Genomic DNA, 26,749 nt, shown 5'->3' on the forward strand with positions numbered 1-26,749 from the left:
GAGCCTGTCACGCGCCGTTGACAGGCTCGATTCGCGTGCCGGTCAGCTAGGAGATCCCATGTACGACGAAGAGCAGCAACCCGGAGCCGAGCACGGTCCGCTCGCGGGGTTCACGGTGGGCGTCACCGCCGCCCGCCGTGCCGACGAGCTGGGCGCCCTGCTCCAGCGGCGCGGTGCCGCCGTCCTGCACGCACCCGCTCTGCGCATCGTGCCGCTCGCCGACGACGGCGAACTCCTCGCCGCCACCAAGGAGATCATCGACCAGGCGCCGGACGTGGTGGTGGCCACCACGGCGATCGGCTTCCGGGGCTGGGTCGAGGCCGCCGAGGGCTGGGGCCTGGGCGAGCCGCTGCTCGGCCGGCTGCGCGGGGTCGAGCTGCTGGCCCGGGGCCCGAAGGTGAAGGGCGCGATCCGCGCGGCCGGCCTGACGGAGGAGTGGTCGCCGTCGTCGGAGTCCCTGGCGGAGGTGCTGGACCACCTGCTGGCGCAGGGCGTGGACGGCCGCCGTATCGCCGTACAGCTGCACGGCGAGCCGCTGCCGGGCTTCGTCGAATCGCTCCGGGCCGGGGGAGCGGAAGTGGTCCCCGTCCCGGTGTACCGCTGGATGCCCCCCGAGGACATCACCCCCCTGGACCGCCTGCTGGACGCGACGGTCTCCCGCTCCCTGGATGCCCTCACCTTCACCAGCGCCCCGGCCGCGGCATCCCTCCTCTCCCGGGCCGGGACCAGGGGCCTGCTCCCGGAACTCCTGTCCGCCCTGTCCCACGACGTCCTCCCGGCCTGCGTCGGCCCGGTCACGGCGGTCCCGCTGCAGGCACACGGCGTGGACACGGTCCAGCCCGAACGCTTCCGCCTGGGCCCCCTGGTCCAGCTCCTCTGCCAGGAACTCCCGTCCCGCGCCCGCCCGTTGCCCGTCGCCGGCCACCGGGTGGAGATCCGGGGCCACGCGGTCCTGATCGACGGCGCCCTCAAGCCGGTCCCCCCGGCGGGCATGTCGCTGCTCCGGGCCCTGTCCCGCCGCCCCGGCTGGGTGGTCCCCCGCGCGGACCTCCTGCGCGCCCTCCCCGGCGCCGGCCGCGACGAACACGCCGTGGAAACGGCGATGGCCCGCCTCCGCACGGCCCTGGGCGCCCCGAAACTGATCCAGACGGTGGTCAAACGCGGCTACCGCCTGGCCCTGGACCCGGCGACGGACGCGAAGTACGCGGACGCGTAGGGGGCGGCGGCCCGGCCATCAGCCCGGCTCGGCGCCGCTGTGAGCCGGTGGGGCGGTGACGGGGGCCTTGGCGTGGTGGTCGCGGACGGCGTCCAGGACCTCGGGGAGGTGGCCGCGGGCCGCGGCGGAGCGCAGGTGGTCCAGGTAGTCGCGGGACTCGACGATCTTCCCGTCCCTGACGCGGAGCACGAAGATCCCCGGGATGGTGAAGGGCTCGCCGGTCTCCACCACCACGCCCTCGTACTGGAACTCGGCCACGACGACCTCCGGATCGGTGGTCTCGTGGACGTTGATCCGCGTCGGCCGGCGTCGCAGGGTCGGGCCCTGGTACGGCTGCGACCCGCCGCCGAAGTGCGCCCGCAACTCGTCCCGGGAGCGCATGGGCGGCGCCCCCAGCGGGTGGAAGGGGTGCGAGACATCGGTCTGCTCGGCGTACAGGTCCACCACGTCCGCCCAGCGTTCTTCGCAGACGCCGTGCACCAGTTTCAGGAAGACTTCGCGAGGAGTGTCGGTCACCGGATCAACGATAACTCGACCTCCCCCGCACGGAGTTGGGTCACCGGCCGCCGCCCACCTCAACGGGGCAGTCCTTCGACTACGTCGAGGGACCGGTTCCGCAGCTCGACACCGTGCAGCTGGACACCCGCCACGGTGGGTGCGGATTCCTGGATGCCGGGGCCCAGTTGAAGAAGTACCGTGCCGTGCTGGACCGCATGGAGTCCTGCGCGCTCGGCCCCGCGGAGTCGCGCGACTTCATCCAGGACCTCATCCGGGACATCTGAGAGAGCGACCGTGCAGACACTCCACTGGCAGAAATCCAGCTACAGCGGCGACAGTTCGAACTGCGTCGAGACAGCCACCACCCCCACCGCCATCCACATCCGCGACTCCAAGACCCCCACCGCTCCTCATCTCACCCTCGCTCCTTCCACCTGGACGGACTTCCTGGCGCACGCGACCGAGGTCGGGGGCGGCGCAACCGAATCGCGCTGACGGTGGTTTCAGGAGGAACCCGGATACGCGGAAGAGAGTGATTACGTACTCGAGGGTTCCGGCCTGGGCTCCGGGCAGGCACTGTGAAGAGGAGGGCCCCGTGGAGCCCCGATGAATGGCTCGGAGCCCCGAAGAACGCCGGAGCCCCCGAAAGAACCCCTCGGAGAACAGCCCCCGCTCCCTGCCTAGGCGGTGACAGGCACATGGCACTGGGTACGGCCACGCCCCCGTACGAGCCGCGGTTCGACGCCGGGCGGATCTGTCTGGATCTCCTCGCGACCGCGCATCCGGCCGAACGGCTGGACGGCGTGGAGGCGTTGCGCGCGTGGATCGCCGGGGCGGGGCTCGTGCCGGAGGGTACGGGGCTCGGGCACGCCGATGCGTCCTGGCTCGTGGGGTTCCGGGAACTGCGCGCCCACATCGGGCAGTTGGTCCGCAACCCGCACGCGCCGGACACGCCGTCGTACGAGCGCGCGCTGCGGCGGGTCAACGAGGTCGCGCGGGGCGAGACCCCCGCCCCGCGCGCCGTACGCGATCCGGACCGCGGTCTCAGCAGGGAGCTGGCCGGGCCGCCGGCCTGTGCCGGGCTGCTCGCGCTCCTCGCGCGGGACGCCGTCGACCTGCTCACCGACCCCGTCGCGCGGGCCGCCGTACGGGAGTGCGAAGGGGACAACTGCCCGCTCGTGTACCTCGACACGTCACGCGGGCGGCGCCGGCGGTGGTGCTCCAGCGAGGTGTGCGGCAACCGGGAGCGGGTGGCCCGGCACCGGCGGCGGGCCGCGCTCGCGCGGGCGTGATTTCCGTAACACCGAGTTTGAGTGGGCCGTACACGGGAAGCTGCGGCCAACTCCCCTTCCGTGTCTGGATTGTGAAGATCGCGGGGTGGGAATGTGCGCGCATGTCCCTGTCGTCACGTCAGCTCAGAGAAAACTGTCACCTCCGTTTGAACACCGCGCCGCTTCCTTCCGTACGGGTGGGCGAGCGACCGACTGGGGGAACCCCCGGACACCGGAGGTGGGCGTGCGCAAGGATGCGGCCGTGGCCAATGAACGTGGAACGAGGGCCCGACATCGCATGTCCTCACAGCCCTCGGAACCTGACGAGGAGCTGATGCGTGCGCTGTATCGAGAGCACGCCGGACCCCTGCTCGCGTATGTCCTGCGCCTGGTCGCCGGAGATCGGCAGCGCGCCGAGGACGTCGTACAGGAAACGCTCATCCGTGCCTGGAAGAACGCCGGTCAGCTCAATCGGGCGACCGGTTCGGTACGCCCCTGGCTGGTGACGGTCGCGCGCCGCATCGTCATCGACGGCCACCGCAGCCGGCAGGCCCGGCCGCAGGAGGTCGATCCGTCGCCGCTGGAGGTCATCCCCGCGGAGGACGAGATCGACAAGGCGCTGTGGCTGATGACGCTGTCGGACGCGCTCGACGACCTGACCCCGGCCCACCGAGAGGTGCTCGTCGAGACGTACTTCAAGGGGCGTACGGTCAATGAGGCGGCCGAGACGCTGGGCATACCCAGCGGCACGGTGCGGTCTCGGGTGTTCTACGCCCTGCGTTCGATGAAGCTGGCACTGGAGGAGCGGGGGGTGACGGCGTGATGAGCAGTGGTTACGGGGGAATGCAGGGATTCGGGGCGCAAGGTCCGGGTATGCCTGGCCCCATGAACCCCAGTCCGGGATCTCCGGTGCCGAGCGAGCACGAGACCGTGGGCGCCTACGCCCTCGGCATCCTCGACGACGCCGAGGCAACCGCTTTCGAGGCCCACCTCGCCGGCTGCGAGTGGTGCGCCCAGCAGCTGGACGAGCTGGCCGGGATGGAGCCGATGCTGGCCGCCCTCGCGGACCTGCCCGGTTCCGGCAGCACGCCCGCGATCGGCGAGTCGCTGTCCGCCAAGCCCACGCCCCGCCTGGTGGAGAAGCTGGTCGACGAGGTCGCGGAGAAGCGCGCCCAGAAGCGCCGGCGCAGCTTCTACATGATCGCGGCGGCGGCCGCACTGATCATCGCCGGCCCGCTGGCCGCGGTGGCGGTGAACGGCGGCTCCGGCGGGAGCGGGGGCCAGGTCACCGCGTCCTCGGCGCAGACGGCGTTCGCCTCGATGCCCGACAAGAAGTCCGCCACGGACCCGTCGTCCCAGATCAGCGCTACCGTCGCCATGGCGCAGAAGGACTGGGGCACCCAGGCGGTCCTGGAGCTGAAGAACGCCAAGGGGCCGATCAAGTGCTCCCTGGTGCTCGTGGCGAAGAACGGACAGCGCGTGACGATGTCCTCCTGGTCCGTGCCGAACTGGGGCTACGGCATCCCGGACGGCAAGACGCCCGAGTCCAGGAAACCGCTCTACATCGGTGGCGCGGCGGCCTTCAAGCCCAACGAGATCGATCACTTCGAGGTCGTGACCTTCCAGGGGAAGAAGCTGGTACAAGTCGACGCGTAGCTTCCACCGGCCCCCTTCGCGTACGGTTGACGGCTGCCCAGCACGTCAGAAGGGGGCCAGGTGGCCGCTCAGGTTCAGCAGTCCGCGGTCGGCTCGGTACACGGCGCACAGGATTCCGTCCGTGACCGGGAGATCGGCGTCGAACAGGAACACCTGGACCGGGTGTACCGGCGGCTGGAGGAGAAGATCCACGAGGCCGAGTTCCTGATGCACGACGCGGCCAAGCGCGGCCAGGTGGGCACCCCGGGCGCGCTGGCCGAACGGGACGCGCAGGTCTTCCGCGCCGGCATCCACCTGAACCGGCTCAACAACGAGTTCGAGGACTTCCTCTTCGGCCGGATCGACCTGCTCCCCGGCAAGGACGGCAAGAAGGGGCCCGACGGGGCCTATACGGCGGTGGAGCCCGCGGAGGGCGCCGTACGCCCCGACCACACCGCCGACATCGCCGAGACCCTGCACATCGGGCGCATCGGCGTCCTCGACGAGGACTACGCCCCGCTGGTCATCGACTGGCGGGCGCCCGCCGCCGCGCCCTTCTACCGGGCCACCCCGGTGGAGCCCGGGCGGGTCGTACGGCGCCGGGTCATCCGGTCCAAGGGGCGCCGCGTGCTCGGCGTCGAGGACGACCTGATGCGGCCCGAGCTGACCGCCTACCTGGACGGCCGCGAGCTGCCCGTCATCGGCGACGGCGCCCTCATGGCGGCCCTCGGCCAGGCCCGCACCCACACCATGCGGGACATCGTCTCCTCCATCCAGGCCGAGCAGGACCTGGTGATCCGCGCCCCCGCGGCCTCCGTCACCCACGTCGAGGGCGGGCCCGGCACCGGCAAGACCGCCGTCGCCCTGCACCGCGCCGCCTACCTGCTCTACCAGGACAGACGCCGCTACGCGGGCGGCATCCTCATCGTCTCCCCGACCCCGCTGCTCGTCGCCTACACCGAGGGCGTGCTGCCCTCGCTCGGCGAGGAGGGCCAGGTAGCGATCCGCGCCATAGGCTCGCTCGTCGACGGCGCGGAGGCGACCCTGTACGACTCCCCGGCCGTGGCCCGCGCCAAGGGCTCGTACCGGATGCTGAAGGTGCTGCGGAAGGCGGCCCGGGGCGCGCTGGAGCTGGGGCCGGGCGGCGCCGCCGGGGCGGGGCGGCTCGCCCTGGACGCCGTGGACGACGCGCCGGACACCGAGCCGCAGGCCCCCGCCGGGCCGCCCTCCCGCCTGCGCGTCGTCGCCTTCGGGCGCCGTCTGGAGCTCGGGGCCGAGGAGCTGGAACGTATCCGCCGCACCGCCCTCGGCGGCACCGCGCCCGTCAACCTGCTCCGCCCGCGCGCCCGCAGGCTGCTGCTGGACGCCCTGTGGGCCAGGTCGGGGGCGGCCGACCGGCACACCGACCCGGAGCTGGCCGCCGAACTGCGCTCCTCCTTCGACGAGGACGTCAGCTCCGAGGACTCCTTCGCCGCCTTCCTCGACGCCTGGTGGCCCGAGCTGACCCCGAAGGCCGTGCTCGCCGCCATGGCCGACGAGAAGCGGCTCGGCCGCTGGGCCCGCCGGATCCTCAACCCCGGCGAGATCCGCAAGGTCGCCCGCTCCCTGGCCCGGGACGGCTACTCGGTCCACGACATCGCCCTGCTCGACGAACTGCAGGCGATCCTCGGCGTCCCGGCCCGGCCGCGCAAGAAGCGCGAGATCGATCCGCTGGACCAGCTCACCGGCCTGGAGGAGCTGATGCCGGTGCGCGAGGAGTCGCAGCGGGAGCGGGCCGAGCGGCTCGCGCAGGAGCGCACCGAGTACGCCCACGTCATCGTGGACGAGGCGCAGGACCTCACCCCGATGCAGTGGCGCATGGTCGGCCGCCGCGGCCGGCACGCCACCTGGACGGTCGTCGGCGACCCCGCCCAGTCCTCCTGGTCCGACCCGGACGAGGCGGCCGAGGCCCGCGACGAGGCCCTGGGAACCCGGCCCCGGCGCCGCTTCCAGCTCACCGTGAACTACCGCAACCCGGCGGAGATCGCCGAACTGGCCGCCAGGGTGCTCGCGCTCGCCATGCCGGGCGCCGAGGCGCCGAGCGCGGTCCGCTCCACGGGCGTCGAGCCGCGTTTTTCGGTGGTGGGGGAGTCCCTGGGGGCCACGGTGCGGGCCGAGGCCGAGCGGCTGCTGGACCTGGTGGACGGCACGGTCGGCGTGGTCGTCGCGATGAACCGGCGCGAGGAGGCCCGGCGCTGGCTGGCCGGTCTCGGCGACCGGGTGGTGGCGCTCGGCAGCCTGGAGGCCAAGGGCCTGGAGTACGACGCGACGGTGGTCGTCTCGCCCGCGGAGATCGCCGACGAGTCCCCGGCCGGCCTGCGCGTGCTGTACGTGGCGCTGACCCGGGCGACCCAGCAGCTCACGGTGGTCTCGGGCGACCGCGACGAACCGGACGCGGCCGGGGTGCCGGATCTGCTGCGGGACTGAACTCTCCGGTGAATCCCCGGGACAGGAATGGTCACCGGCATCCGTTTGTTAGCCTGGATGCGGCACCGGCTCGATCCAAGCCCCCGGGCCCAACCTTCGTCCCTTCGAGGGACCACTTGCCGCGAGGCGAGCATGGCGGGTCGGTGTCGTCAGCGTGAGAGAGGCCCACGTCCGTGTGACGTGGGCCTCTTTCTTTTGACCGATCGTTTCTCGTATGGTGGAAATGGTTTTCCGAAACTGGCACACCGCTCATGAACACAACGTCCGCAATCCAGGGCGACTACCACGTACTCCGCGGTAGGTGCGACGATCGGACGGCTACAACTCGCGACACGGTGAAAGCAGAGGAAGTCGGCCATGGCAACGGCGCCCAGCGTCTCCTACTCGATGACCATCCGGCTGGAGGTGCCCGCGAGCGGAACCGCCGTCTCGCAGCTCACCACCGCGGTGGAGTCCTCCGGAGGCTCGGTGACCGGCCTCGACGTCACCGCGTCCGGGCACGAGAAGCTCCGTATCGACGTCACCATCGCGGCCACCTCCACGGCCCACGCCGAGGAGATCGTCGAGAAGCTGCGCGGGATCGAGGGCGTCACCCTCGGCAAGGTCTCCGACCGCACGTTCCTGATGCACCTCGGCGGCAAGATCGAGATGGCGTCGAAACACCCCATCCGCAACCGTGACGACCTGTCCATGGTCTACACGCCCGGCGTGGCCCGCGTCTGCATGGCCATCGCCGAGAACCCCGAGGACGCCCGTCGCCTCACCATCAAGCGCAACTCCGTTGCGGTCGTGACGGACGGCTCCGCCGTGCTCGGCCTCGGCAACATCGGCCCCAAGGCCGCGCTGCCGGTCATGGAGGGCAAGGCGGCCCTCTTCAAGCGCTTCGCCGGCATCGACGCCTGGCCGATCTGCCTCGACACCCAGGACACCGACGCCATCGTCGAGATCGTCAAGGCCATCGCCCCCGGGTTCGCCGGCATCAACCTCGAGGACATCTCCGCCCCCCGCTGCTTCGAGATCGAGGCCCGGCTCCGCGAGGCCCTCGACATCCCCGTCTTCCACGACGACCAGCACGGCACCGCGATCGTCGTCCTCGCCGCCCTGACCAACGCACTTCGCGTCACGGACAAGGCCATCGAGAACATCCGGGTCGTCATGTCCGGCGCCGGCGCGGCCGGCACGGCCATCCTCAAGCTGCTGCTCGCCGCAGGCGTGAAGAACGCCGTCGTCGCCGACATCCACGGCGTCGTCCACTCCGGCCGCGAGGACCTGGTCGCCGCGCCCGCGGACTCCCCGCTGCGCTGGATCGCGGACAACACCAACCCCGAGGGCCTCACCGGCACGCTCAGGGAGGCCGTGCGCGGCGCGGACGTCTTCATCGGCGTCTCCGCCCCGAACGTGCTCGACGGCGACGACGTGGCCGCCATGGCCGACGGCGCCATCGTGTTCGCGCTCGCGAACCCCGACCCCGAGGTCGACCCGGCAATCGCCCGTCAGACGGCGGCCGTTGTGGCCACCGGCCGCTCCGACTTCCCGAACCAGATCAACAACGTGCTGGTCTTCCCGGGCGTCTTCCGCGGCCTGCTGGACGCCCAGTCCCGCACCGTCAACACCGAGATGATGCTCGCCGCCGCGCAGGCCCTCGCCGACGTGGTCAGCCAGGACGAGCTGAACCCGAACTACATCATCCCCAGCGTCTTCAACGACAAGGTCGCGGGCGCGGTCGCCGGGGCGGTCCGCGAGGCCGCGAAGGCGGCGGGCGCGACCGCCTAGCCGGCCTCGCCGCCGCTCGCCGCCCGGCCGCCCCCGGCGCCGCTCGCCGCCGCGCCGGATGACGGTGGGGCGGCGGCCGGGTGACGTCCCGATGACGGCGTGCCGTACTGTGCTGGGGCTGTGAGGATCACCACGGCGGCCCCTGCACCGGCGCGTCGTGGAACCAGCCGATGCCGTGTGCCCTCTAGGGTGACGCCGAGCGGGCGCTCTTCGTGCGACTCCCCAGGGTGTTCTCACGACTCCTACGGGTGCCGGATTGGCTTTACCGCCGCAGGTAGGGGCAGGATGCTCCCCCAGGGACTCCGTCCCCGGGGGTACCCCCACTGGGCGCGAGCGCATCGGCATCGCAGTGCCTCGGGCGGATCCGCCGCGTGGCACACCCCAACGGCAAGAAATACACGGGAGTAACAACATGAACCGCAGTGAGCTGGTGGCCGCGCTGGCCGACCGCGCCGAGGTGACCCGGAAGGACGCCGACGCCGTGCTGGCCGCGTTCGCCGAGACCGTCGGCGAGATCGTCGCCAAGGGCGACGAGAAGGTCACCATCCCCGGTTTCCTGACCTTCGAGCGCACCCACCGTGCCGCTCGCACCGCCCGCAACCCGCAGACCGGCGAGCCGATCAACATCCCCGCCGGGTACAGCGTGAAGGTCACCGCGGGCAGCAAGCTCAAGGAAGCCGCCAAGGGCAAGTAAGCGGAAGCGCTCCGCTCTGAGCGCCGGTCCACTGGAGCGCCGTTCGACCGGAGCGCCGTGGCTGGCTGCGGGCCGGGCTGTCGCCGGCCGCGCCCGCGCGGCGGAGCCGCAGGTCCGACTGAGCCCCGCGCCCCTTTCGGGGCGCTTTCAGCTGAAGACGCCACATGGGCGGCCCCCCTTTCGCCAGGGGGACCGCCCATTTCCCGTTCGTGAGGCCTAGCCGAGCGCCTTGCCCGGCAGCTCGACCTTCGCGCCCAGCTCCACGAGCTTCTCCATGAAGTTCTCGTAGCCGCGGTTGATCAGGTCGATGCCGTGGACACGGGACGTGCCCTCGGCCGCCAGGGCCGCGATGAGGTACGAGAAGCCGCCGCGCAGGTCGGGGATGACCAGGTCGGCGCCCTGGAGCTTCGTGGGGCCGGAGACGACCGCGGAGTGCAGGAAGTTGCGCTGTCCGAAGCGGCAGTCGGAGCCGCCCAGGCACTCGCGGTAGAGCTGGATGTGCGCGCCCATCTGGTTCAGCGCGGAGGTGAAGCCGAGCCGGGACTCGTACACCGTCTCGTGGATGATGGACAGGCCCGTGGCCTGGGTCAGGGCCACCACCAGCGGCTGCTGCCAGTCGGTCTGGAAGCCGGGGTGCACGTCCGTCTCCAGCGCGATGGACTTCAACTGCCCGCCGGGATGCCAGAAACGGATGCCCTCGTCGTCGATCTCGAAGGCGCCGCCCACCTTCCGGTAGGTGTTCAGGAACGTCATCATCGACCGCTGCTGGGCGCCGCGGACGTAGATGTTGCCGTTGGTCGCGAGCGCGGCGGAAGCCCAGGACGCGGCCTCCAGGCGGTCCGGCAGGGCGCGGTGGGTGTAGCCGGACAGCTTGTCCACACCGGTGATGCGGATCGTGCGGTCGGTGTCCATCGCGATGATCGCGCCCATCTTCTGCAGCACGCAGATGAGGTCCTCGATCTCCGGCTCGACGGCCGCGTTGGACAACTCCGTGACGCCCTCGGCGAGTACGGCCGTCAGCAGCACCTGCTCGGTCGCGCCGACGGACGGGTACGGCAGCCGGATCTTCGTGCCGCGCAGTCCCTTCGGCGCCTCCAGGTACTGCCCGTCCGCGCGCTTCTCGATGACCGCGCCGAACTGCCGCAGCACGTCGAAGTGGAAGTCGATGGGCCGGCCGCCGATGTCGCAGCCGCCGAGACCCGGGATGAACGCGTGGCCGAGACGGTGCAGCAGCGGGCCGCAGAAGAGGATCGGGATGCGGCTGGAGCCGGCGTGGGCATCGATGTCGGCGACGTTGGCGCTCTCGACGTACGTCGGGTCGAGCACCAGCTCGCCGGGCTCCTCGCCGGGACGGACCGTCACCCCGTGCAGCTGGAGCAGGCCGCGCACGACCCGCACGTCACGGATGTCGGGAACATTGCGCAGTCGGCTCGGCGCGCTGCCCAGCAGGGCGGCGACCATGGCCTTCGGTACGAGGTTCTTCGCACCTCGGACACGGATCTCGCCCTCCAGCGGGGTTCCGCCGTGGACAAGCAGGACATCGTCGTTGACGGTCATGTATCTCGCGTTCCGATGAGTTGGGCAGGGGGTGGCTGCGGCCGATCACTCGCGCAGGGGCCGGGGAGACAGCGTAATCGCCGATTACCCCCCGTCCGTAAGTCCAAGTACCGCCCAGACACGTCATAGCTGTGTCACAACACGAACCGTGCGCTTTCGGACACATGGGGTCACCGCTCGCGGCGTGCGCCGGTAGTGCTTCCGCGCTCTCTGAGCTGCGTTCACTCCCCGGCCCCGATTGGCTCCCCACCGGAGGGGAAGATGCGGGATCATGTCTGGCATGACCGAGGTGTCCTCGCTCACAGGGCGGCTGCTCGTGGCCACTCCCGCCCTGGCGGACCCGAACTTCGACCGCGCGGTGGTGCTCCTTCTCGACCACGACGAGGAGGGCTCCCTCGGTGTCGTCCTCAACCGCCCCACCCCGGTGGACGTGGGCGACATCCTGGAGGGCTGGGCCGACCTCACCGGCGAGCCCGGTGTGGTCTTCCAGGGCGGCCCCGTCTCGCTGGACTCGGCGCTCGGCGTCGCGGTGATCCCCGGCGGGGCGAACGGCGACCTCGCCCCGCTGGGCTGGCGCCGGGTGCACGGCGCGATCGGCCTGGTCGACCTGGAGGCGCCGCCGGAGCTGCTGGCCTCCGCCCTGGGCTCCCTGCGCATCTTCGCCGGATACGCCGGCTGGGGGCCGGGCCAGCTGGAGGACGAGCTGGTCGAGGGCGCCTGGTACGTGGTCGAGTCCGAGCCGGGGGACGTCTCCTCACCGGCCCCGGAGAGACTCTGGCGCGAAGTGCTGCGCCGCCAGCGCAACGAGCTGGCGATGGTGGCCACGTATCCGGACGACCCGTCGCTCAACTGAAGGCTGTGAGCTTCAGTACCCTTGGGCTTATGAGCACTCTCGAGCCCGAGCGCGGGACTGGTACGGGGACCCTCGTAGAGCCGACGCCACAGGTGTCCCACGGCGACGGCGACCACGAGCGCTTCGCCCACTATGTCCAGAAGGACAAGATCATGGCGAGCGCCCTCGACGGCACCCCCGTCGTGGCGCTGTGCGGCAAGGTCTGGGTGCCGGGCCGCGACCCGAAGAAGTACCCCGTGTGTCCCATGTGCAAGGAGATCTACGAATCCATGGGCAGCGGCGGCGACGACAAGGGCGGCGACAAGTAGGGGCCCGTCCGAGTCCGTGAGGCCCCCGGTGCGCGCGCCGGGGGTTTCGCCGTCCTCTGGTCGGGCAGTGGTCCAGACCGGTAGCCTCGTCGCGGTTGTGCACAGAGCGAAACGGTCGTTGCGCACAGTGCAACGCCTGGGGCGGAGGTACGACGGCGGCATGAGCGGCACACCCCGCGGGGCGAGCGACCGGTTCCGTGCGGCGCCCGACCGGTGCCTCTTTCCGGAGCCTCAGGTGGCGTTGATCCCGGCGCCGAGCAGCCTGGCGGCCTCGTTGCCCGGCGGCGGCACCGGGTTCGTCGTCGACGGGGACACCGGGATCGAGGCCACCGAGAGCACCGAGCGGGTCGCACGCTGGCTGCGGACCTCCGTCGGGGCCGCGACCGGGCTGCCGCTGGCCCCGCACCGCGACAGCGGTTCCCGCATCCTGCTGCGGATCAATCCCTCGCTCGAGGACGAGTTCGGCAGCCCCGAGGCCTATCAGCTGTCCGCCGACGGCTGTCTGGTCGGCATCGACGGCGCGAGCGAGGCCGGCCTGTTCTGGGGCGCCCAGACCTTCCGCCAGCTGCTCGGTCCCGAGGCGTTCCGGCGCGCTCCGGTCACCGGCCGCACCGCGTGGGAGGTCCCGGCCGTCACCGTGCGCGACGCGCCCCGGTTCCGCTGGCGGGGTCTGCTCCTGGACGTGGCCCGGCACTTCATGCCCAAGGACGGCGTGCTGCGCTATCTCGACCTGATGGCCGCGCACAAACTGAACGTCTTCCACTTCCATCTGACCGACGACCAGGGCTGGCGGCTCGAGATCAAGCGGTATCCGAAACTGACCGAAACCGCCTCCTGGCGGCCGCGGTCGAGATTCGGTCACCGGGCCTCCCCGCTGTGGGAGGAGAAACCGCACGGGGGTTACTACACCCAGGACGACATCCGGGAGATCGTCGCCTACGCCGCGGAGCGGCACATCACCGTCGTCCCCGAGATCGAGGTACCCGGGCATTCGCAGGCCGCCATCGCCGCGTACCCGGAGCTCGGCAACACCGACGTCGTCGACACCACCGCGCTCACCGTCTGGGACGACTGGGGCATCTCGGCCAACGTGCTCGCCCCCACCGACACCGTCCTGCGCTTCTACGAGGGGGTGTTCGAGGAGGTTCTGGAGCTGTTCCCGTCACGGTTCGTCCATGTCGGCGGCGACGAGTGCCGCAAGGACCAGTGGGCCGCATCGGCGACCGCCAGGAACCGGATCGCCGGCCTCGGCCTGGCCGACGAGGACGAGCTGCAGGCGTGGTTCATCGGCCACTTCGACGCCTGGCTCGCCGCGCGCGGGCGCCGGCTCATCGGCTGGGACGAGATCCTGCAGGGCGGGCTCGCGAAGGGGGCCGCGGTGTCCTCCTGGCGCGGTTACCGCGGCGGGATCGCGGCCGCGCGGGCCGGGCACGACGTCGTCATGTGCCCGGAGCAGTACGTGTACCTGGACCACCGTCAGGCCCCGGGCGCGGACGAACCTGTGCCGATCGGGTACGTGCGCACCCTGGAGGACGTCTACCGGTTCGAGCCGGTGCCGGACGGGCTCACCGAGGCCGAGGCCCGGCATGTGCTGGGGACTCAGGCCAACGTCTGGACCGAGGTGCTGGAGGACGCCGCGCGCGTGGACTACCAGGCCTTCCCCCGGCTCGCCGCCTTCGCCGAGGTGGCCTGGAGTCGCCTGCCCGCGCCCGCGCAGCGGGACTTCGCCGGCTTCGAGCGCCGTATGACGGCCCATTACGCGCGGCTCGACGCCCTCGGCGTCGCCTACCGGCCGCCCGCCGGCCCCCGGCCGTGGCAGAAGCGCCCCGGCGTCCTCGGCCGCCCGATCGAGGGACCGCCGCCCGCCGGGTGACCTCCCTCGCGAGGCGGTCGTTTCGAACAAGTGCCGGAAAACCGCGCCAAGCATCACCGAAGAGTGTCAACCGTCGCGCATGGTCGATGCCGTACGAAAACGGAACATCTCCGCGGTGAGGTGGGCGAACACCTCGTGATGCCGGGCGGCGGACCCCCGTCCTCGGGTCTTGCGAAGATGTGCCAGAGTTGCCACGTCCGCCCTGTGAGCACGTACCGTACGGCCACACAGGTGGGACCAGGTGGGGCAGCGGGAAGGGGCAGCCGGTTTGACCACGCACGCACCGCAGGCGGAGCAGGCCGTCACGCTGCCCACGACGCTGGACGAGGCCGTGGCGGCCCTCACCGCCATGCCCGCCGCCGTGCCCGTGGCGGGCGGCACCGACCTGATGGCCGCCGTCAACTCCGGCCAGCTCAGGCCCGCCGCCCTGGTGGGCCTCGGGCGGATCAGCGAGATCCGCGGCTGGCAGTACCAGGACGGCCACGCGCTGCTCGGCGCGGGCCTCACCCACGCGCGCATGGGCCGCCCCGACTTCGCGGCCCTGATCCCGGCGCTCGCCGCCGCCGCACGCGCCGCGGGCCCGCCGCACATCCGCAACGCGGGCACCCTGGGCGGCAACATCGCCTCGGCCGCGCCCACCGGCGACGCCCTGCCGGTGCTGGCCGCCCTGGAGGCGACACTGATCATCGCGGGCCCGGGCGGAGCCCGCCGGGAGATCCCGGTGTCGCACCTGCTGGCCGGCATGGAGATGCTGCGCGGCGGCGAACTCATCGGGTACGTGCGCGTGCCGCTGCTGCACGCCCCGCAGGTCTTCCTGAAGGCCACCGGACGCACCGGCCCGGGCCGCGCGCTGGCCTCCGTGGCCGTGGTCCTCGACCCCGCCCGGCGCGGAGTGCGGTGCGCCGTCGGCGCCATAGCGCCGATGCCGCTCAGGCCCCTGGAGGCCGAGCAGTGGGTCGCCCAGCTGATCGACTGGGACAACGACCGCGCGCTCGTCCCGGAGGCCCTGAACGCCTTCGGCGAGTACGTCGCCGCCGCCTGCATCCCGGACCCGGCGCCGGAGCCCGACGGCTCGGTGCCCGCGCTTCCGCCCGCCGTACTGCACCTGCGGCGCACCGTCGCCGCGCTGGCCCGACGAGCACTGGGGAGGGCGCTGTCGTGACCGACGACCAGCACGGAGAGGGCACGCCCCAGGGCGGCAGCCGCTGGGACCCGCTGCCCCAGGGCGACTACGACGACGGCGCCACCGCCTTCGTCAAGCTCCCCGAGGGCGGCATCGACGCCCTGCTGAACGGCGAGAGCCCGCTGGCCGCGCCGGGTCACGGCTATGTGCCGCCGCAGATAGCGGTCGCCCCAGGCACCGGCGACCCCGCGGCGGCGGGCAACTGGTCCGCGCCGGCGGGCGGCGCCGAGTGGCCCGACCCGAACGCCGGGCAGCAGTCACCGCACGCGGACGACCGGTTCACGTACAACCCGGGCGCGACCCAGCACTGGACCTTCGAGGAGCCCGCGGCCCCGCCCGCGCCCGGACATGACGTCACCGGGCAGTGGTCGATCCCGGTCGCCGGAGGCGATCTCCCGGACGAATCAGGCGAATTCACTACATCCTCGTTGGTCGAGCAGTGGGGCGGAACACCGCCGGCCACCCTGCCCGGCGGCGCGCCCGCACCCTGGGCGACGGACGCCTCCGCCGCCTGGAACCGCCCCGCCGAGCCGGACCGGTCCGGCCTGCCCGACCACACCGACGCGCATCCGGCGGGCGACGCACCGGCGCCGGACGCGTACGCGCGCGACGGGCAGTACGGGCACGCTCCGGCGGGGTACGCCGAGCCCGGCCACCCGGCCGCGCCGCACACGCAGGGCACCGACGACGCGGGGGACCGGGGCGAGACCGGTCACGCGGAACCGGGCCAGGGGGAGTACGGCGCCGAGTACGGCCACGACGGGGCCGACGGTGCGGAGTTCGGGCACGACGGGGCCGGGCACGCGGAGTCCGGGCACGCGGAACCGGGGCGTGACGGGGCCGGGAGCGCCGCGTCCGGCCGCCCGCAGACGGGCCACGGCGGGCCCGCCGGTGCCGAGTTCCGGCGCGCGGAGTCCGGCGGACACGGGGCCGGCGCTGCGGAGTCCGGCCGCCCGGAGCCGGCCCACGACGGGGCGCACAGCGCGGAGTTCGCCCGCGACACGGCGCATCACGCGGAGTCCGGCCGCCCGGAGTCCGGGCACGCCCCGGCGGAGCAGGCCGAGTCCGGCGCCACGTCGGCCGGCCGCGGGGCCGAACCCCCGGACGCGCAGGCTCCCCGCGACGCCCACGCCCCCGCGCGGGCCCCTGAGGGCGCCGCTGAGCCCCGTACCGACCATGAGGGCCCCGCAGGCCGCCGCGCCGCCCCGCAGGCCGCCACAACGGCGGACACGGCCGGCACACGGTCCCCTGCCGCCCAGGAGACCCCGGCCGCCGCGCACCCGGACCCGGCCGCTGCCCACCGCGCCGAGACGGGCGCAGCCGAGCAGGCCTCCGACGCCGGCGCACCGCACGGCACGCGCGAGGAACCCGCGGGGGAACCCGGCGAGCGCCCCGCGGGTGACCCCTCCGAGTCCTCCGCCGGCGGCGCCCCCCAGCACGCCGAGGCCCCCGCGGCGGACCCGGCGCCGGACAGCGCCGAGACGCATGCATCCGCGCGGGCGGACGGCGACGAGACCGGCGAGGAGGCCGCCGTACCGCCGCCGTCGCACGACGACCACCCGCTCGCCTCGTACGTCCTGCGCGTCAACGGCGTCGACCGGCCCGTCAGCGACGCCTGGATCGGCGAGTCGCTGCTGTACGTGCTGCGCGAGCGGCTCGGGCTCGCGGGCGCCAAGGACGGCTGCTCGCAGGGCGAGTGCGGGGCCTGCAACGTCCAGGTCGACGGCCGTCTGGTGGCCTCCTGCCTGGTCCCGGCGGCCACCGCGGCCGGCAGCGAGGTGCGCACCGTCGAGGGCCTCGCCGCCGACGGGCAGCCGTCCGACGTGCAGCGCGCGCTCGCCCGCTGCGGAGCCGTCCAGTGCGGTTTCTGCGTGCCCGGCATGGCGATGACCGTGCACGACCTGCTCGAGGGCAACCCCGCCCCGACCGAGCTGGAGACCCGGCAGGCGCTGTGCGGCAACCTGTGCCGCTGCTCCGGCTACCGGGGCGTGCTGGACGCCGTCAAGGAGGTCGTCGCCGAACGCGAGGCCTCGCACGCCGCCGACGCCGAGACGGACGCGGACGAGGCCCGTATTCCCCACCAGGCGGGCCCCGGCGCCGGCGGGGTCCACCCGTCGGCGTTCGAGGCGCCGGGCGCGTTCGGCACGCCGCAGACCGCTCCCGGCGGCTACGCCGGCACGCCGCCGTACGGCACACCCGACCCCTACGGCACACCGCCGCACGGCACCCCGGGACCGCACGGCCCGCACGACCCGCACTACGGCCAGGACGGAGGACAGGCGTGAGCAACGAAGCCGCCACGGCGACCACCGCCGCGGAAGCAGCCCCCGAGCCCGAGCCGCTGCCGCACGGCCTCGGCGCCTCCCTGCCGCACGCCGACGCCCGCGCCAAGACCGAGGGCACCTTCCCGTACGCGGCCGACCTGTGGGCGGAGGGCCTGCTGTGGGCGGCCGTCCTGCGCTCCCCGCACGCGCACGCGCGCATCGTGTCCATCGACACCCGCCACGCGCGCGAGATGCCCGGCGTACGCGCCGTCGTCACCCACGAGGACGTGCCCGGCACCCCGCGCCACGGCCGGGGCACGCCCGACCGGCCGGTGTTCGCCTCCGAGGTCGTACGGCACCACGGCGAGCCCATCGCGGCCGTGGCCGCCGACCATCCGGACACCGCGCGGATGGCCGCGGCGGCGATCATCGTCGAGTACGAGGTACTCGACCCGGTCACCGACCCCGAGCAGGCCTTCGAGGCCGAGCCGCTGCACCCGGACGGCAACCTGATCCGGCACATCCCGCTCCGGCACGGCGACCCCGAGGCCGTCGGCGAGGTCGTCGTCGAGGGCCTGTACCGCATAGGGCGCCAGGACCCCGCCCCGATCGGCGCCGAGGCCGGCCTCGCCGTGCCGCGCCCGGACGGCGGCGTCGAGCTGTACCTGGCCTCCACCGACCCGCACACCGACCGCAACACCGCCGCGGCCTGCTACGGCCTGTCCCCGGATCGGGTGAAGATCGTGGTCACCGGGGTGCCGGGCGCCACCGCCGACCGCGAGGACCAGGGCTTCCAGCTCCCGCTCGGCCTGCTCGCGCTGAAGACCGGCTGCCCGGTGAAGCTCACCGCGACCCGCGAGGAGTCCTTCCTCGGCCACGCCCACCGCCATCCCACGCTGCTCAGGTACCGCCACCACGCGGACGCCGAGGGCAAGCTGGTGAAGGTCGAGGCGCAGATCCTGCTGGACGCCGGCGCCTACGCCGACACCTCCTCCGACGCGCTGGCCGCCGCCGTCTCCTTCGCCTGCGGCCCGTACGTCGTCCCGAACGCCTTCATCGAGGGCTGGGCCGTCCGCACCAACAACCCGCCCTCCGGGCATGTGCGCGGCGAGGGCGCGATGCAGGTGTGCGCCGCCTACGAGGCCCAGATGGACAAGCTGGCCAGGAAACTCGGCCTGGACCCGGCCGAGCTGCGCCTGCGCAACGTCCTCGCGACCGGTGACGTCCTCCCGATCGGCCAGACGGTGACGTGCCCGGCGCCGGTCGCCGAACTCCTCCAGGCCGTACGGGACTTCCCGCTCCCGCCGCTCCCCAAGGACACGCCCGAGGAGGAGTGGCTGCTGCCCGGCGGCCCCGAGGGCGCGGGCGAACCGGGCGCGGTGCGCCGCGGCGTCGGCTACGGCCTCGGCATGGTGCACATGCTCGGCGCGGAGGGCGCCGACGAGGTGTCCACCGCCACGGTCAAGGTCCACGACGGCGTCGCCACCGTGCTGTGCGCGGCCGTGGAGACCGGGCAGGGCTTCACCACCCTCGCCCGCCAGATCGTCCAGGAGACCCTCGGCATCGAGGAGGTCCACGTCGCCCCGGTCGACACCGACCAGCCGCCGGCCGGCGCGGGCTGCCGGGGCCGGCACACCTGGGTCTCCGGCGGCGCGGTGGAACGCGCGGCCAAGATGGTCCGCACCCAGCTCCTGCAGCCCCTCGCCCACAAGTTCGGCATGTCCACCGAGCTCCTCCAGATCACCGACGGCAAGATCACCTCGTACGACGGCGTGCTCTCCACGACCGTCACGGAGGCGATGGACGGCAAGGAGCTGTGGGCGACGGCCCAGTGCCGCCCGCACCCCACCGAGCCGCTGAACGCCTCCGGCCAGGGCGACGCCTTCGTGGGCCTGGCCTTCTGCGCGATCCGCGCGGTCGTCGACGTCGACATCGAGCTGGGCTCGGTGCGGGTGGTGGAGCTGGCGGTCGCCCAGGACGTGGGCCGGGTCCTCAACCCGACCCAGCTGGCGGCCCGGATCGAGGCGGGCGTGACCCAGGGCGTCGGCATCGCGCTCACCGAGAACCTGCGCACCCCCCGTGGCCTGATCCGCCACCCCGACCTGACCGGCTACGCCCTGCCGACAGCCCTGGACGCCCCGGACATCCGGATCGTCAAACTGGTCGAGGAGCGGGACGTGGTCGCCCCCTTCGGCGCCAAGTCCGTCAGCGCGGTCCCGGTCGTGACGGCCCCGGCCGCGATCGCCTCCGCGGTCCGCGCAGCCACCGGCCGCCCGGTCAACCGCCTCCCGATCCGCCCCCAGGCGGCGGTGGTCACACCGCAGTGAGACGCCGGGGCACATCCCGGTGACCACGGATGCCCCCCGCACGGCAGTTGACGTGTACGGGCACGGCCCCGAATGCCCGCGGTACTGGAGCCTGCCGCCGGGCAACGTGCACCGCTCGCCCGGCGTCCTTCCCGTCGAGGGCCGTTGTCAGTGGTGCGGCGTAGTGTGCTGAGCGGTGGGGGCACTCGCACTCACGGACTCACGTGCGGACTCACGCACGGGTGCACCGACGGGGAAGATCGCGGGGGAGCGATGAGCACGACCGGCGCCGGCGTTCCGGTGATCACGCTGACCGAGGCGGAGCTGGACCGCCATGTCACGCACGGGCCGACACGCGGCCTGCTCGCCGGCGCCGGCCTGCCCGCGGGCACCGACCTGCTGACCTTCTCCCCGCTGCACACGCACGGCCTGCGCACGCTCGCCGACGCCGCCGACGGCCCGTTCCGGGTCGCGGACGAGCTGCGGGACCGGCTGGTGATAGGCGAACTGCTCAACCCGGCGGGCATGCGGCGCGAGTCGATCCTGCTCGACGGCGGCACCGGTGAGCTGACGACGGCCTATCTCTTCGCCACGCCCCGCCCCCGCCCGTTCGCGCCCTCCCTGGACACGCTGCTGCGTTTCGCCGCGGTCACGGAGGAACTGGCGGGCCTGCGCGGCCGCTTCGCCTCCCTCGCCGGCCGGTACGGCCCCGAGACGGCGGCCCAGGCCACCCGCCGTCTCCTCTCGCTGTTCGAGGAGGGCGCGGACGGCGAGGTCCCGCCGTACTGGAAGGCGGCGGCCCTGATCCGCCCGCTCGCCCTGGTCGCCGGCCCCGGCACCGCCTCCGGCCTCACCCTGGACGTCCCCGCCCGCCTGCTGGACGAGCAGTTCGGTCACGGCCGGGTGTCCCGCTTCGAGGAGGTCGACTTCCCGGCGACGCTCACGCACGAGCCGACCCGCCGTTTCCTGCGCGAGACCGGCCTGCCGGAGGAGGCGGTCCTCTTCCACGCCGACACGGACGTCCCGCTGCCGACGCTCCGGGAGTACGCCGCCGACGAGTGCACCGGGGACGGTTCCCTCGGTGAACTCCCGGCCCACGCCGACCACTTGATCCGCCTCGGCCGCCTCGTCGAGGACAACAGCGTGGTTCTCGACGGCAGGACGGGCGCGGTGCTGGCCTTCAGCGAGCCGGAGGCCACGCTCCACCCCCTCAACACGGACGTCTCCACCCTCGCCTTCACGCTCTGGCTCCTCCACCACGAGCGCACCATCGACGAACACCTCGGCCACGAACTGACCACCCGCGCCTACGACCACCTGGCCGCGGCCATGCTCCACACCCTGTCCGCGGTCGACCCCACGGCCCCACCCCCCGGCCCCGACTGGCACTGCTGGACCGAACTGCTCCAGGACGAGCGGGGCGGAGCCCTCTGACCCACCCCGCCCGGACTCGCTCTGCAGGCGGTGCCGGTCAGCGGCTGGTCCGGACGGGTCCGGGGGCGTTCCATCCGGTGACCGACGGCGTCCGCGCCGGTTCGCGGGTGCGGAGAGTGCCGGTGTACACGTCCGTACGGTTCTGCGGTGCGCCGGAGTGGGCCTCGGTGAGCACCGCCCGTACTCCCTTGCCGTCCGCCACCAGGCCTTGGTAGTCGCCGAGGAAGTAGCCCCCGGCGAACGGCGCCTGCAGCCAGTCGAAGATCCGCGAGATCCGTCGTTCCGTCCGGGGCCCCGGCTTTCCGGGCCGCAGCGTGGCCAGTTGGTAGGCGGTGGGCAGGGTGGTGGTGTTGCCGGGCTCCAGGAAGCGGAGGTCGTAGTAGGTGAGCGCGACCGTGCCCCGTTCGGCGACCGCGATCGACGGTGAGAAGGCCGGAACGCCCCTGGGGCTGATCAGCTCCGGAGGTCCCCAGGTGCGTCCGCTGTCCGTGGACCGCACGAGCTGGACGGAGTCGAACCTTCCACCGGAGAAGTCCGAGCCCTCGTAGGCCATGTACAGCGTGCCTGTCCCGGGGTCGACGGCCGGGCTCGGCAGGGTGGCCGCGGCGCGCAGTGATCTGGCGGGGTCGTTCGGGTCGACCTCCGGTACGGAGGTGTCCCGGGCCACGGTGACCGGGGCGCTCCAGGTCTCTCCGGCGTCGGTCGAGGTGACCACCTCGTAGCGGGCTTCGACGACGGTGCTCAGGTCGTCGGAGTGGGTGATCCGGTCGAAGGAGTCGTACAGGGTGCCGGTGCGCGGGTCGGCGACGATCAGGTGGCCGATGGTCTGGGTGTTGGGCACGGTGCTGGTGCCGACGAACTGCCGGGCCTTGCTCCAGGTGCGGCCGCCGTCGCGGGTGAGGGAGATGTAGCCGGGGCCGTCCAGGGAGCTGGGGCCGGGTGGGTCGTTGTCGAGGCGGTCCCAGACCTGGTAGGCGGTGCCCTTGCGGATCGGGTCGGCGGTGAGGGAGGGCTTGTCGTTGAAGAACGGCTGCTCGTCGACGTGCGTGGTGGTGAGGTTATGCCAGGTGCGGCCGCCGTCGTGGGACGTGGCGGCCAGGAGGGCGCTGCGCGTGCTCTTCGTGTAGTCGACGCCCTCCCCGCCGGCGTAGACCGTGCCGTCCGGTCCGGTGCTCACCCAGGGATCGGTGGCCCGTTCGTAGTCCGCGCCGCCGGGCGCGCACAGGCTGAACGGCAGCGTGCTCCGGTGGAAGGTGCGGCCGTCCGTGCTCCAGCCGGCCGCCAGGCCACGGGCGCCGCCGTCGTTCCACCGGTCCTGCTGGAACACGGTGACGACACGCTTGGGATCACGTGGATCGACGGACAGATACGGCTCGACCTCGGTGGCCGGGTAGACGACGCTGTCGGGGGACCGCGCTCCGATGGTGCACTTCGCGTACGGGTCGCCGTGGGACACCTTGACCAGTGGTGTGCCGTCGGGGTTCCGGCGTGCGGCGGCGGGAGTCGCGCCGGTGACCGTGACGAGCAGGAGCGCGGCGGTGGTGACGGCGGTCGGGGGCAGGAAGACGCGCATGCGGGATCTCCTCCGGGCCTGCCGGCCGGGGTAGGGGACCGTCCGCCAGCAGGGGCGGCCTGGGGCGCGGAGGCGCACCGGAACGCGAGGGTGGGGCGACTCCGCTTGGTCCTTTTCGGCGTTGCGGCCGGTGGCCTTGATGGGCCGAACGACGGAGTCATCCCCGGGGTCGTCGAGCAGCACGGCGGAGACGGCCGGCGGGTGCGCCGTGCCGGTGGGTGATGCGGGCGGAGCTGCTCGTTCTTCTGCGCCTGTGCAGAACCCGCCGAGTGTCAACGCTCGTGAGCCATGCAGCCGGGGGATCCGGAATCGATCCGGCATCAACCCGGGACCAGGACAGCCAGGACATGCGAACGGCCTCGCCGGTCATTGCATGACGACATGGACGAGGCCGTTCAGGACGGCGGCGGGCGCGGTGTCACGGGCGGCGTGGACCGTCTCGAAGCGGTGACGGCCTCGGCTTCGAGTCGGCGTCCGCCCTCGCGAGTGCCGCGGTGCCGAGACGGGTGCGGGCGGTCCACCCAACGGTGGACCGGGTGCCGTCAGCCCGTACGCACCGTGCCGGGTGCGCCGGCCGGACTGGCCGACCAGCCGTACGCCGGCCGTCAAGTGATCGGCTGGGTGGTCCCGTCAGGCAGCACGCAGGCTTCGCCGGCGTAGGGGCGTGAAACGATCTGTCCGCCGGCGGCCGTGCAGTCGTTCCCGGAGATGTTCGGGGACGAGGCGGCCCCGGCGCCGACAGCGCCGACGGCGCTCACGCCCACAAGGGTTGCCGCGGCCAGGGCGACGCCCAGGATTCTTCGCATGCGCACGACTTCCTCCTCCTCTCAGGCGCCTTCGTTCGGCCTTAGGGAAGGACAGGTCTTCCTCTCAAGACGACGGCGCCCTCTTACTCAGCATGGGTGCTCCGCATGAGGCCCGCGAGGCGAGAGTGACCACCGGGGCCGCGTTCTGGTAGCGGGCAGGCCGGGAGGCTGGGGAGGGGACGGGCCGCGCCTGCCTCCGACCGGTGCCGGCGGGCGGCTGCCGCGCGGTCCCCTAACGCGGTTCGTGGGCCGCCGCCCGGCAGGCACCGGTCGCGGCGCCGCCCGCCACTCCGGCCCCGGTCAGCCCGGTCACACAACCCTGCAGGTCTCCGACCACACCACGGCTGCAGGCCGCTGTGACGGAGTCGGAAGCGGTGGCACCGGCCAGTTCCGCCATTCGTGTGCAGGCGGGGATGTCCGCCCGGGCCGCGGGAGCGGTGAGGACCGCACCGCCCAGGGCGAGGGTCAGGCCGGTGAGGGCACCGGCGATACGGGTCGACGTACGCATGGGACGCACCTGCCTTCCGGTTTGGTCGCGCGGTCCTGGCCCCGGCGGGCCGGATCCGCGCGGCAAGGCCGCCTGCCGACACTCGGTGAGTGGTGCCTCACAGACTGACCGCTGAGTAACCGCGGTTGCGCGAAGCGCGGTAGCCGGCCTGCAGTCCCTGCGACTCTCCCGGCTGCGCTCGCGGCAGCCCGCGTGGCGGCGCCCCGCGGCGCGTGGCTGCTGGGCGCCTCGTGGGGCTCAGTCGACCTGCTCCCCGTCGTGCGTCCCGCCCTTGCAGTAGTTGCCCGTGTCGTTGATCGCGGGCGTTCCGCCGCCCTGCTTGCACTGAGAAGGGGTGACGTAAGATGTGGCACCCTGTGCGGTGGCGGCGGTGGCGGTGGCGGCGCCTGTGAGGCCGAGTCCGGCGAGGGCTGCCGCGGCGATGACGGCGGCGAGGATTCGTCGAGTACGCATGTGGTTCCCCTTTCACGGATTGCCTCGACTGGGGCATTAGCCAGCCTGATCTTCACCCATGTGGGTGGCACGTCTTGTTGCGCCATTCGGGTGATGTGCTGTCGGGCACGGGGTCGGTGACGCGACCCGACAGGACCATTCAGCCGAGCCGGGTGGGAACCGGGACGGACGGCCAGAAGGGCGGCGCCCCTCCCGGGGTGCCGCCCTTACGCCTTGCCTGACCAAGGCACCGGAGGCCGTGGCGGGATTCGAACCCACGTAACTCGCTTTGCAGGCGAGCCCCTGAACCACTCGGGCACACGGCCGTGTTCGTGGGAATGACGTTATGGGCTCGTGCTGGGAGGGTTCAAGGGAGACGGGCGGGGTGCAACGGGACTGCCATACGGCGTTCATGAAAGGGGGCGTAGGACCAAGGTCTCGGGGCGGTTGGGACCTATTGACAGGGGTGAAATGCCGTTTCGGGCCTTACTCTGGTGGGCATGAGTGCCCTTGAGTCCAGCGACGCCGATGTCCTGAAGCCCGTCGAGCAGGGCGACGGTGTGCTGGGGCGGGGCTATCGGGCGCTCAGTGTCGGGATCGTGTCCGTCGTGCTGCTGATCGCCTTCGAGGCGACCGCCGTCGGCACCGCGATGCCGGTCGCGGCGCGGGAACTGGACGGCGTGGCGCAGTACGCGTTCGCCTTCTCCGGGTACTTCACCACCAGCCTGTTCGGCATGGTGCTGGCGGGCCAGTGGTCCGACCGGCGCGGCCCGCTCGGGGCGCTGACCACGGGGATCGGGGCCTTCGCGGCGGGGCTGGTCGTCGCCGGGACCGCGCAGGCCATGTGGGTGTTCATCCTCGGCCGGGCCGTGCAAGGGCTCGGCGGCGGGCTGGTCATCGTGGCGCTGTACGTCGTCGTCGGCCGCGCCTACCCGGAGCGGCTGCGACCCGCGATCATGGCGGCGTTCGCGGCCTCCTGGGTCGTCCCCTCCGTCGTCGGCCCGCTCGCCTCCGGCGCCGTCACCGAGCACCTCGGCTGGCGCTGGGTCTTCCTCGGCATCCCGGTCCTCGTCGTCCTCCCGCTCGCCCTCGCCCTGCCGCAGATACGGCGCAGGGCATCCGGCCCGGTCGACGAGCAGGCCGGCGCCGCCTCTTTCGACCGGCGGCGGATCCGGCTCGCCCTCGGCATCTCCGCCGGCGCCGGCCTGGTGCAGTACGCCGCGCAGGACCTGCGCCCCCTCTCCCTCCTGCCGGGCCTGGCCGGTGCCGCCCTGCTGGTGCCCGCCGTCCGCGGTCTTCTGCCGCCCGGCACCTGCCGGGCCGCCCGCGGCATGCCCTCCGTGGTGCTGCTGCGCGGGCTGGCCGCCGGTTCCTTCATCGCCGCCGAGTCCTTCGTGCCGCTGATGCTGGTCACCCAGCGCGGGCTCTCCCCGACGCTCGCCGGGTTCTCGCTGGCCGCGGGCGGCGGCTCCTGGGCGCTGGGCTCGTGGGTGCAGTCCCGGCAGCGCCTGCAGCCGTACCGGGAACGGCTGATGACCTTCGGCATGCTGCTGGTCGCCGCCGCGATCACCGCCGCGCCGAGCGTGCTCGTGCACGCCGTGCCCGTGTGGACCGTCGCCGTCGCCTGGGGCTTCGGCTGCTTCGGCATGGGCCTGGTGATCTCCTCCACCGGCGTGCTGCTGTTCCAGCTGTCCGCCCCTGAGGAGGCCGGCGCCAACTCCGCCGCGCTCCAGATCTCCGACGCCCTCTCCAACGCGCTGCTGCTCGCCGCGACCGGCGCCGCGTTCGCCGCGCTGGGCGGCGGCAGCACGGCCGCCACGGCGACGGCGGCCGGGGGGTCCCGGCCCGCCGCCTTCGCCGCCGTGTTCCTGCCGATGGCGGGGGTGGCGCTGGCGGCGGCGTGGGTGACGCGACGGCTGCGGGCCCACTGACAGCCGGTACGAGTCCGGCACCGGCCGGCATGGTGCCTGCCGTCATCGGCCGTCATCGGCGGGCGTGGTGCTTGGCGCCGCCGGTCGTCATCGGTGGGCGTGGTGCTTGCCGCCGCCGGCCATCATCGGTGGGCGTGGTGCTTACCGTCACCGGCGTCATCGGCCGTC

At 72.9% G+C, this 26,749-nt stretch carries 22 protein-coding genes, 1 tRNA gene and 1 pseudogene; 17 read left to right on the forward strand and 7 right to left on the reverse strand.

The genetic code is table 11. From position 1 onward, the window contains the following. Positions 1 to 58: 58 nt before the first annotated feature. Complete coding sequence (locus OG956_RS21790; protein WP_330339665.1) at positions 59 to 1,216, forward strand: uroporphyrinogen-III synthase; 1,158 nt, start codon at positions 59 to 61, stop codon at positions 1,214 to 1,216. Positions 1,217 to 1,234: 18 nt separating this feature from the next. Here the strand turns inward: OG956_RS21790 and OG956_RS21795 are convergent, their stop codons facing one another. Next, a complete protein-coding gene (locus OG956_RS21795) occupies positions 1,235 to 1,732 on the reverse strand; it encodes a nuclear transport factor 2 family protein (RefSeq protein ID WP_330339666.1) in 498 nt (165 codons plus the stop codon). Between the two features lie 17 nt (positions 1,733 to 1,749). On the opposite strand from OG956_RS21795, the pseudogene OG956_RS21800 reads away from it, so the two are divergent. The 8 genes and pseudogenes from OG956_RS21800 to OG956_RS21835 form a co-directional block, all read left to right on the forward strand. Further along, positions 1,750 to 1,998: pseudogene (locus OG956_RS21800) on the forward strand (Scr1 family TA system antitoxin-like transcriptional regulator); the annotation flags it as partial. A 10-nt stretch (positions 1,999 to 2,008) separates the two neighbouring features. Beyond that, positions 2,009 to 2,209, forward strand: a complete 201-nt coding sequence (locus OG956_RS21805) for a DUF397 domain-containing protein (protein WP_330339667.1) — start codon at positions 2,009 to 2,011, stop codon at positions 2,207 to 2,209. A 203-nt stretch (positions 2,210 to 2,412) separates the two neighbouring features. After that, entirely contained in the window at positions 2,413 to 3,006 is a 594-nt protein-coding gene (locus OG956_RS21810) for a CGNR zinc finger domain-containing protein (protein ID WP_330339668.1), read from the forward strand. A gap of 217 nt (positions 3,007 to 3,223) precedes the next feature. Further along, the gene (locus OG956_RS21815) at positions 3,224 to 3,808 is read left to right on the forward strand and encodes a sigma-70 family RNA polymerase sigma factor (protein ID WP_079071569.1); all 585 of its coding nucleotides are present in this window, start codon (positions 3,224 to 3,226) and stop codon (positions 3,806 to 3,808) included. Between the two features lie 62 nt (positions 3,809 to 3,870). Continuing rightward, positions 3,871 to 4,641 carry an anti-sigma factor family protein gene (locus OG956_RS21820; RefSeq protein WP_330339669.1) on the forward strand — a complete coding sequence of 257 codons (771 nt, stop codon included), beginning with the start codon at positions 3,871 to 3,873 and terminating at the stop codon, positions 4,639 to 4,641. 60 nt (positions 4,642 to 4,701) lie between these two features. Further along, positions 4,702 to 7,086: a HelD family protein gene (locus OG956_RS21825; RefSeq protein WP_330339670.1), complete on the forward strand. Its 2,385-nt coding sequence runs from the start codon at positions 4,702 to 4,704 to the stop codon at positions 7,084 to 7,086. A 357-nt stretch (positions 7,087 to 7,443) separates the two neighbouring features. Next, positions 7,444 to 8,859 (forward strand): NAD-dependent malic enzyme, encoded by a 1,416-nt coding sequence (locus OG956_RS21830; RefSeq protein ID WP_330339671.1) that lies wholly within the window; start codon positions 7,444 to 7,446, stop codon positions 8,857 to 8,859. Positions 8,860 to 9,271: 412 nt separating this feature from the next. Beyond that, complete coding sequence (locus OG956_RS21835) at positions 9,272 to 9,553, forward strand: HU family DNA-binding protein (RefSeq protein ID WP_023550134.1); 282 nt, start codon at positions 9,272 to 9,274, stop codon at positions 9,551 to 9,553. A gap of 216 nt (positions 9,554 to 9,769) precedes the next feature. Here OG956_RS21835 and murA read toward each other — a convergent pair whose 3' ends face one another. After that, the gene (gene murA, locus OG956_RS21840; RefSeq protein ID WP_330339672.1) at positions 9,770 to 11,110 is read right to left on the reverse strand and encodes a UDP-N-acetylglucosamine 1-carboxyvinyltransferase; all 1,341 of its coding nucleotides are present in this window, start codon (positions 11,108 to 11,110) and stop codon (positions 9,770 to 9,772) included. Positions 11,111 to 11,390: 280 nt separating this feature from the next. Here murA and OG956_RS21845 point away from each other — a divergent pair, with 280 nt between their 5' ends. From OG956_RS21845 to OG956_RS21875, 7 genes are all read left to right on the forward strand, one after another. Then, positions 11,391 to 11,963 (forward strand): YqgE/AlgH family protein, encoded by a 573-nt coding sequence (locus OG956_RS21845; RefSeq protein ID WP_055707730.1) that lies wholly within the window; start codon positions 11,391 to 11,393, stop codon positions 11,961 to 11,963. A 29-nt stretch (positions 11,964 to 11,992) separates the two neighbouring features. Further along, on the forward strand, positions 11,993 to 12,271 hold the full coding sequence (locus OG956_RS21850) for a DUF3039 domain-containing protein (protein ID WP_143638399.1): 279 nt from the start codon (positions 11,993 to 11,995) through the stop codon (positions 12,269 to 12,271). A gap of 160 nt (positions 12,272 to 12,431) precedes the next feature. Further along, a complete protein-coding gene (locus tag OG956_RS21855) occupies positions 12,432 to 14,144 on the forward strand; it encodes a beta-N-acetylhexosaminidase (protein ID WP_330339673.1) in 1,713 nt (570 codons plus the stop codon). A 268-nt stretch (positions 14,145 to 14,412) separates the two neighbouring features. Further along, the gene (locus OG956_RS21860; protein WP_330339674.1) at positions 14,413 to 15,306 is read left to right on the forward strand and encodes an FAD binding domain-containing protein; all 894 of its coding nucleotides are present in this window, start codon (positions 14,413 to 14,415) and stop codon (positions 15,304 to 15,306) included. Then, complete coding sequence (locus OG956_RS21865) at positions 15,303 to 17,612, forward strand: 2Fe-2S iron-sulfur cluster-binding protein (protein ID WP_330339675.1); 2,310 nt, start codon at positions 15,303 to 15,305, stop codon at positions 17,610 to 17,612. Before OG956_RS21860 ends, OG956_RS21865 begins: the two co-directional genes overlap by 4 nt. After that, positions 17,609 to 19,918 (forward strand): xanthine dehydrogenase family protein molybdopterin-binding subunit, encoded by a 2,310-nt coding sequence (locus OG956_RS21870; protein WP_330339676.1) that lies wholly within the window; start codon positions 17,609 to 17,611, stop codon positions 19,916 to 19,918. The genes OG956_RS21865 and OG956_RS21870 overlap by 4 nt, the downstream gene beginning before the upstream one ends. A 252-nt stretch (positions 19,919 to 20,170) precedes the next feature. Further along, positions 20,171 to 21,331: an SUKH-4 family immunity protein gene (locus OG956_RS21875; RefSeq protein WP_330339677.1), complete on the forward strand. Its 1,161-nt coding sequence runs from the start codon at positions 20,171 to 20,173 to the stop codon at positions 21,329 to 21,331. A 37-nt stretch (positions 21,332 to 21,368) separates the two neighbouring features. Here OG956_RS21875 and OG956_RS21880 read toward each other — a convergent pair whose 3' ends face one another. The 5 genes from OG956_RS21880 to OG956_RS21900 form a co-directional block, all read right to left on the reverse strand. Next, positions 21,369 to 22,904 carry a sialidase family protein gene (locus OG956_RS21880; protein WP_330339678.1) on the reverse strand — a complete coding sequence of 512 codons (1,536 nt, stop codon included), beginning with the start codon at positions 22,902 to 22,904 and terminating at the stop codon, positions 21,369 to 21,371. A gap of 605 nt (positions 22,905 to 23,509) precedes the next feature. After that, positions 23,510 to 23,710 carry a hypothetical protein gene (locus OG956_RS21885; RefSeq protein WP_330342910.1) on the reverse strand — a complete coding sequence of 67 codons (201 nt, stop codon included), beginning with the start codon at positions 23,708 to 23,710 and terminating at the stop codon, positions 23,510 to 23,512. A gap of 232 nt (positions 23,711 to 23,942) precedes the next feature. Continuing rightward, positions 23,943 to 24,218 (reverse strand): hypothetical protein, encoded by a 276-nt coding sequence (locus OG956_RS21890; RefSeq protein ID WP_330339679.1) that lies wholly within the window; start codon positions 24,216 to 24,218, stop codon positions 23,943 to 23,945. Between the two features lie 237 nt (positions 24,219 to 24,455). Further along, positions 24,456 to 24,671: a hypothetical protein gene (locus tag OG956_RS21895; RefSeq protein ID WP_330339680.1), complete on the reverse strand. Its 216-nt coding sequence runs from the start codon at positions 24,669 to 24,671 to the stop codon at positions 24,456 to 24,458. Between the two features lie 233 nt (positions 24,672 to 24,904). Further along, a tRNA-Cys gene (locus OG956_RS21900) sits at positions 24,905 to 24,976 on the reverse strand. Positions 24,977 to 25,150: 174 nt separating this feature from the next. Between OG956_RS21900 and OG956_RS21905 the strand changes: the two genes are divergently transcribed. Further along, a complete protein-coding gene (locus tag OG956_RS21905; protein ID WP_330339681.1) occupies positions 25,151 to 26,581 on the forward strand; it encodes an MFS transporter in 1,431 nt (476 codons plus the stop codon). The last annotated feature ends 168 nt before the right edge of the window (positions 26,582 to 26,749 follow it).

The sequence above is a fragment of the Streptomyces sp. NBC_00557 genome, from assembly GCF_036345995.1.
Classification (GTDB): domain Bacteria; phylum Actinomycetota; class Actinomycetes; order Streptomycetales; family Streptomycetaceae; genus Streptomyces.

Bases quoted from the DNA above. Each gene is read 5' to 3' on its own strand.
- OG956_RS21835 (WP_023550134.1), top strand. From the start codon at position 9,272: ATGAACCGCAGTGAGCTGGTGGCCGCGCTGGCCGACCGCGCCGAGGTG.
- OG956_RS21830 (WP_330339671.1), top strand. From the start codon at position 7,444: ATGGCAACGGCGCCCAGCGTCTCCTACTCGATGACCATCCGGCTGGAG.
- OG956_RS21790 (WP_330339665.1), top strand. From the start codon at position 59: ATGTACGACGAAGAGCAGCAACCCGGAGCCGAGCACGGTCCGCTCGCG.
- OG956_RS21885 (WP_330342910.1), bottom strand. From the start codon at position 23,710: ATGCGAAGAATCCTGGGCGTCGCCCTGGCCGCGGCAACCCTTGTGGGC.
- OG956_RS21905 (WP_330339681.1), top strand. From the start codon at position 25,151: ATGAGTGCCCTTGAGTCCAGCGACGCCGATGTCCTGAAGCCCGTCGAG.
- OG956_RS21845 (WP_055707730.1), top strand. From the start codon at position 11,391: ATGACCGAGGTGTCCTCGCTCACAGGGCGGCTGCTCGTGGCCACTCCC.
- OG956_RS21810 (WP_330339668.1), top strand. From the start codon at position 2,413: ATGGCACTGGGTACGGCCACGCCCCCGTACGAGCCGCGGTTCGACGCC.
- OG956_RS21880 (WP_330339678.1), bottom strand. From the start codon at position 22,904: ATGCGCGTCTTCCTGCCCCCGACCGCCGTCACCACCGCCGCGCTCCTG.
- OG956_RS21820 (WP_330339669.1), top strand. From the start codon at position 3,871: ATGAACCCCAGTCCGGGATCTCCGGTGCCGAGCGAGCACGAGACCGTG.
- murA (WP_330339672.1), bottom strand. From the start codon at position 11,110: ATGACCGTCAACGACGATGTCCTGCTTGTCCACGGCGGAACCCCGCTG.
- OG956_RS21890 (WP_330339679.1), bottom strand. From the start codon at position 24,218: ATGCGTACGTCGACCCGTATCGCCGGTGCCCTCACCGGCCTGACCCTC.
- OG956_RS21875 (WP_330339677.1), top strand. From the start codon at position 20,171: ATGAGCACGACCGGCGCCGGCGTTCCGGTGATCACGCTGACCGAGGCG.
- OG956_RS21855 (WP_330339673.1), top strand. From the start codon at position 12,432: ATGAGCGGCACACCCCGCGGGGCGAGCGACCGGTTCCGTGCGGCGCCC.
- OG956_RS21850 (WP_143638399.1), top strand. From the start codon at position 11,993: ATGAGCACTCTCGAGCCCGAGCGCGGGACTGGTACGGGGACCCTCGTA.
- OG956_RS21895 (WP_330339680.1), bottom strand. From the start codon at position 24,671: ATGCGTACTCGACGAATCCTCGCCGCCGTCATCGCCGCGGCAGCCCTC.